This window comes from uncultured Bacteroides sp., from assembly GCF_949298305.1.
Lineage (GTDB): Bacteria > Bacteroidota > Bacteroidia > Bacteroidales > Bacteroidaceae > Bacteroides.
This window is the reverse complement of the sequence record NZ_CASFWU010000031.1, coordinates 23845-32010: the sequence shown is the minus strand read 5'-3', so window position 1 is coordinate 32010 and position 8166 is coordinate 23845. Positions and strand designations below refer to the sequence as shown.

6 protein-coding genes are annotated in these 8166 nt (G+C 48.3%); all 6 read left to right on the top strand.

Annotated elements, in window-relative coordinates; genetic code table 11:
• Positions 1 to 198 precede the first annotated feature (198 nt).
• The 6 genes from Q1Y74_RS05950 to Q1Y74_RS05925 all read left to right on the top strand — a co-directional run bounded on the left by Q1Y74_RS05950 (position 199) and on the right by Q1Y74_RS05925 (position 8136).
• Positions 199 to 2940, top strand: a complete 2742-nt coding sequence (locus Q1Y74_RS05950; protein WP_300812882.1) for a SusC/RagA family TonB-linked outer membrane protein — start codon at positions 199 to 201, stop codon at positions 2938 to 2940.
• Between the two features lie 27 nt (positions 2941 to 2967).
• Positions 2968 to 4656 carry a RagB/SusD family nutrient uptake outer membrane protein gene (locus Q1Y74_RS05945; protein WP_300812880.1) on the top strand — a complete coding sequence of 563 codons (1689 nt, stop codon included), beginning with the start codon at positions 2968 to 2970 and terminating at the stop codon, positions 4654 to 4656.
• 45 nt (positions 4657 to 4701) lie between these two features.
• On the top strand, positions 4702 to 5592 hold the full coding sequence (locus Q1Y74_RS05940; protein ID WP_300812878.1) for a discoidin domain-containing protein: 891 nt from the start codon (positions 4702 to 4704) through the stop codon (positions 5590 to 5592).
• 19 nt (positions 5593 to 5611) lie between these two features.
• On the top strand, positions 5612 to 6382 hold the full coding sequence (locus tag Q1Y74_RS05935) for a DUF1735 domain-containing protein (protein ID WP_300812876.1): 771 nt from the start codon (positions 5612 to 5614) through the stop codon (positions 6380 to 6382).
• Between the two features lie 13 nt (positions 6383 to 6395).
• A complete protein-coding gene (locus Q1Y74_RS05930; protein WP_300812875.1) occupies positions 6396 to 7103 on the top strand; it encodes a glycoside hydrolase family 16 protein in 708 nt (235 codons plus the stop codon).
• Between the two features lie 172 nt (positions 7104 to 7275).
• Positions 7276 to 8136, top strand: a complete 861-nt coding sequence (locus Q1Y74_RS05925) for a glycoside hydrolase family 16 protein (RefSeq protein ID WP_300812873.1) — start codon at positions 7276 to 7278, stop codon at positions 8134 to 8136.
• The last annotated feature ends 30 nt before the right edge of the window (positions 8137 to 8166 follow it).

The window sequence follows — 8166 nt, the reverse complement described above, 5'->3', positions numbered from 1 at the left end:
GAAAGAACAGACCTGCGGTCGTTGATAACAAAGCAAGACTCATCAATCATTTTAAACCAAAATGTCAAGGAACTCTCGTTATTTGATGATATTTAAAACTAATGCGATTTTATCGCACCAGTAGTAGAAAGTGATAACAAATTATGTATCCGTACGGGTAAGGATGACATTAAAGTGGTAGAGGTCACAGGCCAGCCCATGAAGGTTGTGATGGATTTTGCTTCACAGAAGGTGAACTACGGTTTTGGTTTGGAACAGACCAACGCAGAGAGCACCGGTGCTGTATCCACAGTGTATGCCGACCAGATTGACAATCGTTCAACTTTCAATGTGGGTAATGCTTTGTATGGTAACGTGGCGGGTCTTTATACTATGCAAAAGACCGGTAACGTGTGGGACCAGATTTCCTCAATGGCCATTCGTGGCCCCAAAACGTTGAGTAACCAAGGCATTCTGTTGGTTGTAGACGGATTGGAGCGAGATAACAATTACCAGGCTCTGAATTACATTTCTCCCGAAGAGGTGGAGTCAGTGAGCATCTTGCGCGATGCGGCAGCTATTGCTCTCTATGGCTTCCGGGGTGTCAACGGTGTGGTGAATATCGTCACCAAGCGCGGTATGTACAAGAGTCGTGAAATCAAATTCTCTTACGACCATGGATTCAACATGCAGACCCGTTTGCCCGAAATGGCCGATTCTTATACTTATGCTTCTGCCATCAACGAGGCTTTGGCTAATGACGGAAAATCGGCCCGATATTCGCAGAACGAACTGAATGCCTTTAAGAGTGGCAAGTATCCTTATCTCTATCCTAACGTAAACTGGATGGATGAGGTGTTCCGTGATATGGGTATGTCAGACATTGCTACGCTGACTTTCCGGGGCGGTTCTACCAAAATGCGTTATTTTACCATGCTGAATCTGCAGAACGATAGAGGTTTCATTAAGAATCCTATGGCAAGCGGCATTTCAACGCAGGACAAATATTCGCGCTTCAACTTCCGTTCTAATCTGGACATCGACCTGACGTCAACTACTCGTTTGCAGACCAATATCTCGGGTGTGTTGAGTGAGTTCAGCCGTCCCAGCTCGTCGGGCGACAATCTGATAGGTAAGCTCTATACGGTGCCTTCTGCCGCTTTCCCTGTGAAGACAGAAAATGGTCTGTGGGGTGGTAACAACACGTGGAGCGGTGATTACAACCCCGTGTATCTGGCCCAAGGGCATGGCTATTCTCGTGGTAACACCCGTGCCTTGTATGCCGATATGAATTTACGTCAGGATTTGTCTTCTATCACCGAAGGACTGGGGGCATCGGTACGTATCGGTTACGATGCTTTGTCATCGTTCTGGGAAGACTATCGTCAGAGCGACCGTTGGGGGATGACTACCGTGACAGCTTGGGAAAACGGTGAGCCCTCTGAGTTTTCGCAAGTAACGGGTGGTTCGGTAAGTAGTTCCAACGGCTCTTCAAAGCTTGATTGGCAATACCGTTCGTTCAATTTCCAGATGAATGTGGACTGGAATCGTCGTTTCGGCTTGCACGACATCTATACAATGCTGCTTTATACATATAAGTTTAACGAAGCTACTAACGTGCCTCTCTATACACAGAGTGCAGGTTGGTACACGCATTACGGCTACAACAACCGTTACTTCGCAGACTTTACTTTGATGTTCTCTGCTTCCAACAAACTTGATCCGAATAGCCGTTGGAAACCTTCTCCTACTATAGGTCTGTCTTGGGTCATTACCAATGAAGAGTTCATGCAGAACCAGAATCTGATTGATTTCATGAAATTGCGTGCTTCATTTGGTATTATCAATACTGACAATACACCCTACGATGGCTATTGGCACGAAGATTTGATGGGGGGTGGTAGTACGTATCCCGTAGTGGGTGGAAATAACTTTGGCAATGGTGATGGCGGTTGGGCTGAAGGTCGTCTGGCTTCGGTCAATGGAGTGCTTGAAAAAGCCTATAAGTATAATGTAGGTTTGGATGTATCATTGTTGAAGGGATTGAACTTTAGCATTGACGGCTTCTATGAGCGTCGTTCTGATATCTGGGTTGATGCAAGTGGACGTAATTCCAGTGTGTTGGGTATCAGTAGCCCGTATGTCAATGCTGGTGTCGTAGACAGCTGGGGTACGGAATTAGGCTTGGATTACAGCAAGCAGATTGGAGACTTTAAGCTTCGCGTAGGTGGAACGTATTCGTTCAACCGTAATGAAATCATTGAAAATCTGGAGGAACCGAAACCGTATGAATATCTGAGTGCTGTAGGCAGACCTATTGGTCAGGTTTGGGGATTGCAGGCCGTCGGTCATTTTGTGGATCAGGCCGACATCGACAACAGTGTTCCCCAACAGTTCGGCCCTGTGAAGCCCGGCGATTTGAAGTACAAGGATGTGAACAACGATGGTGTGGTTAACTCTAACGATATGGTTCCTATGGGTTACAGTACTGCTTGGCCGGAAATCTATTATGGGTTCAATTTGGGTCTGGAATGGAAAGGTCTGGGCTTCAATGCCTACTTCCAGGGTGTGGCCAATTACAGTGCATGGCTTACTTCAAGTATTTATCGTCCCTTGGTCAATAACACTTCTATTTCACAGTATGCTTACGAAAACCGCTGGACACCCGAGAATCCCTCGGCACGTTTCCCGCGTTTGACTACGGAAGAAGTAGACAACAACTTGCAGAACAGTTCTGTATGGCTGGAAGACCGCTCGTTCCTGAAACTGCGCAATTGTGAAGTGTATTACAAATTGCCGGAGACATGGGTTGAGAAAATCAAGTTGCGCAATGCCAAGGTTTATGTCAGAGGTACCGATTTGTTCAGTATCGACCACATTGACATTACCGATCCCGAAGCTATTGGCGATGTTTATCCTGCGACCCGTTCTATTCACGTAGGACTTTCAGTAGGTATTTAATTTTACTAACTAACAGACGTTATGAATATGAAATTAAAGAAAGTATGTCTTCTTGTGGCTTGTGCCGCTGCCTTGACTGGCTGTGCCGACAAGATGGACTATCATGAATATCAAACATACGGTCCGGACTATGTGTTCACTGATTTTGGTCGTACGGCCGGCTTTGTGAACAACATCTATGCTTCTTTGGACTACGATTTGCTGGGCAGCGGTTCCCGCGCTTCGGCTTGTGACGAGGCTGAGATGGCCATTACTTACTCGTCGGTGTTCGACTATACCAACGGAAACTGGAGCGCATTGAATCCTTACTCCTGGTTTGGATACTATACTCCCATCCGTTCGGCAAACTATTTCCTGAAAAATGCTTTGGACCTGGACTTCATTGATCATCGTTATGACGAGGATTATCAGGCTCAGATGAATCGCTACAACCGCTATCAGTATGAGGTTCGTTTGTTGCGTGCTTACTATTACTTCTTGTTGGTACGCGCTTACGGTGATGTACCTTTTACAACAGAGGTGCTGACTGAGGAAGAAGCCAATAGTATGACACGTACGCCGGCTGCTGAGGTGTTCGATTTCATCATCAGTGAGTGTGATGCTGTAGCTCCCGAACTTCCTGTGGATTACAGTAAACTGGATAACGATGCAGCCAGCAACTCTTCCAATCCCGAGACCGGACGTGTGAACCGCGGTATGGCATTGGCTTTAAAAGCGCGTGCCTCGCTCTATCGCGCCAGCAAACTGTTCAATCCCAATGAAGATAAGGAACTCTATCTTCAGGCTGCCAAGGCCAATCTCGATGTTATTAACTACTGCAATAACAACGGTATTTCTTTAGGTAAGTACACTGACATTTGGGGGGAGAACAACTGGAAGGCTTCCGAAATGATTTTTGTACGTCGTGTAGGCAGCACCACCGAACCCGAGACCACTAACTTCCCCATTAGTATGGAGAATGCCAATTCTGGAAACTGTCCCACACAGACTCTGGTGGATGCCTACCAGCGTACAGACGGAAGTTATCTCACAGTGGAGCAGGCTGCCCGTCTGGGCTTTGATCCGTATGCTGACCTTGATCCCCGCTTCGGCATGACCATTGCCCGTAACGGCGAAAAATGGCCCAATACCAACGCAATGGAACTGGAAACCTATGTCGGTGGCCGCGACGGTGCTCCGCTTCCTTATGCTACGACCACCAGCTATTATGTGAAGAAATATGTCGATGGCTCAACAGATATCAGTGCCAGTACCGGTAGTGGCGGAAAGACACACAGCTGGGTGACGTTCCGTTTGGGTGAGTTCTTGATGAACTATGCTGAGGCTGCCTTCAAATACTTTGGCTCACCCGAACAGACCAATTCTGATTTGAATCTGAGTGCTCGTGAGGCAATCAACCGGGTGCGCAATCGTTCGGACGTGAAAATGCCCGCTTTGCCAGAAGGCATGAGCAGTACCGAATTCTGGACGGTTTATAAGAAAGAACGTATGGTGGAACTCGCCTTCGAGGGACATCGCTTCTGGGATGTCCGCCGCTGGAAGGAAGGTGGCTTCAACAGCATCGACCGCCTGGTGATTACAAAGGAAAGCGACGGCTCGTTCTCGTACAGTCGTACCACGAAGAATTTGGTATGGGATGACAAGATGTATTTCTTCCCGATACCCGATTCTGAAAGACGCAAGAACCCCAACCTGAGTCAGAATGAAGGCTGGTGACGGAGCGCTTACTATTATTTTGATTAAACTAAAAAGATTCAGCTTATGAAATTCAAATATTTGTTTTTGGCGGCCGGTTTGCTGATGGGCATGAGCGGTTGCGATGACAAGTTGGTGACTTTCGAGACGGTGGGAGAAGTAAAGGCTCCCACTGCCATCGAGCCTACGACCATTCATTACGAGTCATTGCCGGGACAAATCCGTCTGTACTGGACGGTGACTGAAAATCCGGGATTTGAGTACCTGAAGGTATCTTATTATGACTTCTTGTCCAAGGAAAACGTAACGTTGATGGCTTCCAAGTATACGGGTGAATTACTGATTGACAACACCCGCGAGCGTTTTGGCGACTATACATTCTCTTTCCAGACATTCAATGCGGCCAACGAGGGCAGTGCCGTGACAGAAGTGAAGGCTGTTTCCGGACCGGCTCCTGTTACATTGTCCGAGACAAGCCGTACCAAGGTCGTCCTGACTGCCGATCAGCTTAGTACAGACAATCAGGAACCTACGGAAGGCCCGATTTCCAATTTGATTGATAATAATACCAATACGTTCTTCCATACGCGCTGGAGTGGTACCCAGGTTCCTCTTCCTCAATATGTACAGATTGATTTCAACGAGGAACATGAGAATTTTGCCATTCAGTACACAACCCGTAATGTAAGTAACTCAGATGGATTCCCGACAGCTGCCGACTTGCAAATCAGCCAGGACGGAACGGAGTGGGAGACGGTCGCTTCATTGAGTGGTCTGCCTGCCAAAAGCGTAACAGAATATGTCTCTGACTTTTTTACTCCGGGCAAGAAGTTCAAGCACTTCCGTTTCTTGGTGACATCGGCATCGGCCAACGCCAAATATTTCCACATGTCCGAGTTCTCGTTCTATGATGTGGAAGTAGCTGTTTACGACCCTGAGACCGTTCCTTTGGATTAATGTTATAATAGTGTAGAATATGAAAAATAAACTGATAAGCATGGCGGCCTGCTGTTTGGCCGCCTGCACAATATCCTTTCAGGCTTGTGACGATGGGCTGGATTTGGAATACAAGGGAAATCTGGATTTGAATCTGTTGGGCATCAAGCAGGCGGTGGAAATATGGGACGGTGCCCAGTGCAATGTGATTACCGCCCTGGAAGAACCGGAAAGTTCAACAACCAAGATTAAGAGTTTCAAGTATAAACTGAGCCTGGCCTTGTATCAGGACCGTACGGCCGGGCAAGGGGCCACCGTGGATTTGGTGGTGGCTGCTGATTCGCTGAACAAAGCGATAGCCAAAGTGGGTACTTCCACCCTCTACAGTGTATATGAGGGAGCCGAACTGTTGCCTGCCGAATATTATAATCTGGCTTCCGATAAACTGGAACTGGCCGCCGGTGCCACCGCTTCGGAAGAAGTGGAACTGCTGGTTTACTCGGAGGAGTTGATTAACCTGATACAGGATGAGCGTAAGGCAGATGCAACTTTTGTGTTGCCCCTTCAGATTCAGAATTCTACGTCTTACGGAATCAATCCCAAGACGAACACTCTTATGTTCATCTTTAAGGTGAGCTACGTGCCCCCCAAGACAGGACCGGAATACGAACCTGTAACAGACGAACCGGTTCTTGGCGATACTTACGGAAATACAGACCTGAAACTGGTTTGGCACGATGAGTTCAATGGAACAGGGATTCCCGATCCTTCAGTATGGCGTTTCGAGGGAGGAATTGCAGTGGTACTATAATCAGAATGCCGTTATGGCCGATGGCGCTTTGGTGATTACCGGTAAGAAGGAGCAGATTAAAAATCCGAACTATGAGGCCGGAAGCTCTGACTGGAAGAAGAACCGCGAATATGCCGAGTACACATCGAGCAGCATTGTCTCGAGCTATCGTTTCCGTTACGGCACGATGGAGGTCCGCGCCAAGATTCCCACTGCGATGGGGGCCTGGCCTGCTATCTGGACAACCGGAACCAGCGATGACTCTTGGTGCTGGGAATGGCCGTTAGGGGGTGAGATTGACTTGTTGGAGTATTACCTGGTGGGCGGTGTGCCGAGCATTCATGCCAATGCCTGCTGGGCCAGCAATACCCGCTGGAGCGGTACATGGGACTCATACAACCGTCCGCTGAGTGAGTTTGTTGACAAGGATTCCGAATGGGCCAACAAATATCATATCTGGCGCATGGACTGGGATGAAAAGAGCATCCGCCTCTATTTGGACGACGAGTTGCTGAATGAAATCGAAATGAGCAAGACCACCAATGGCGGTGGAGGCTTGGATGACTGGTGGAGAGGGTCATGGCGCAATCCGTTTACCGATCCCGGTAATGATGGAGAGAACTTCGGCCAGCAAATCTTCCTGAACCTTGCTTTGGGAGGCAACGGAGGAACGCCTGATGTTTCCAAGTTCCCGCTTGAATATCATATTGATTACGTACGGGTATATCAGAAGGCTGAATAATTGATACCTGTATTTTTAGATGTCCCGTATTATTCAGCCCTTCCAGTGGGATGAATAATGCGGGATGTTTTTTCATTTGACCGATTAAAGTGTTTTTTTGAATGAATTTTGGCAGGTATCTTTTCTTAGGGTGCAGTACATTTGTGCCGAGAGATGAAAAAAACGGAGGATTATGCTGGAACATTATTGTAGAAAGTTGTTTGCGCTGGCCCTATTGGTGGCCGGAACAGGAGTCCACGCTGTTGCGCAAGAGTGGAAACTGGTGTGGAGCGAGGAATTCAACAAAGACGGACGGCTTGACACGGCCGTGTGGAACTACGAGAACGGTTTTGCCCGCAACGAGGAGGCGCAGTGGTATCAGGCGGAGAATGCCCGGTGTAAGGATGGAAAACTGGTTATTGAGGCAAGGAAAGAGGTGAACCGGAAGAACCCGCTGTATCAGGCCGGCAGCAATGACTGGCGCAAAAAACGCGAGTTCGTTGAATACACGTCGGCTTCGGTTACTACAGCCGGAAAAAAGGAGTTCCTTTACGGACGTTTTGAGGTGTGTGCCAAGATTCCGACGGGGGGAGGTGCCTGGCCTGCCATCTGGCTTTTGGGCAGTGACATGGAGTGGCCTTCGTGCGGAGAGATAGACGTGATGGAGTATTACCGCATCAAGGGAGTTCCGCATATCTTGGCCAATGCCTGTTGGGGGACAGACCGGCCATGGCAGGCAAAGTGGAACAGCAAGGCGGTTCCTTTCTCCCATTTTACAGACCGTGATGCCCGCTGGGCGGACAAATTCCACATTTGGCGCATGGATTGGGATGAGACAAGTATCAGGCTGTATTTGGATGATGAGCTGCTGAACGAAATTCCGCTGGCCGAAACCGTGAACGGCAGTTTGGGGCAGGGGAGTAATCCTTTCCGAAAGCCTCTTTATCTGTTGCTGAATCTTGCCATCGGAGGTGTGAACGGAGGACCGATTGATGACGCGGCCCTTCCTATGAAATACGAGGTGGACTATGTGCGGGTTTATCAGCGCCTTTGAATGGGTTCCTGAGCTGCCTTCGGGCAGATT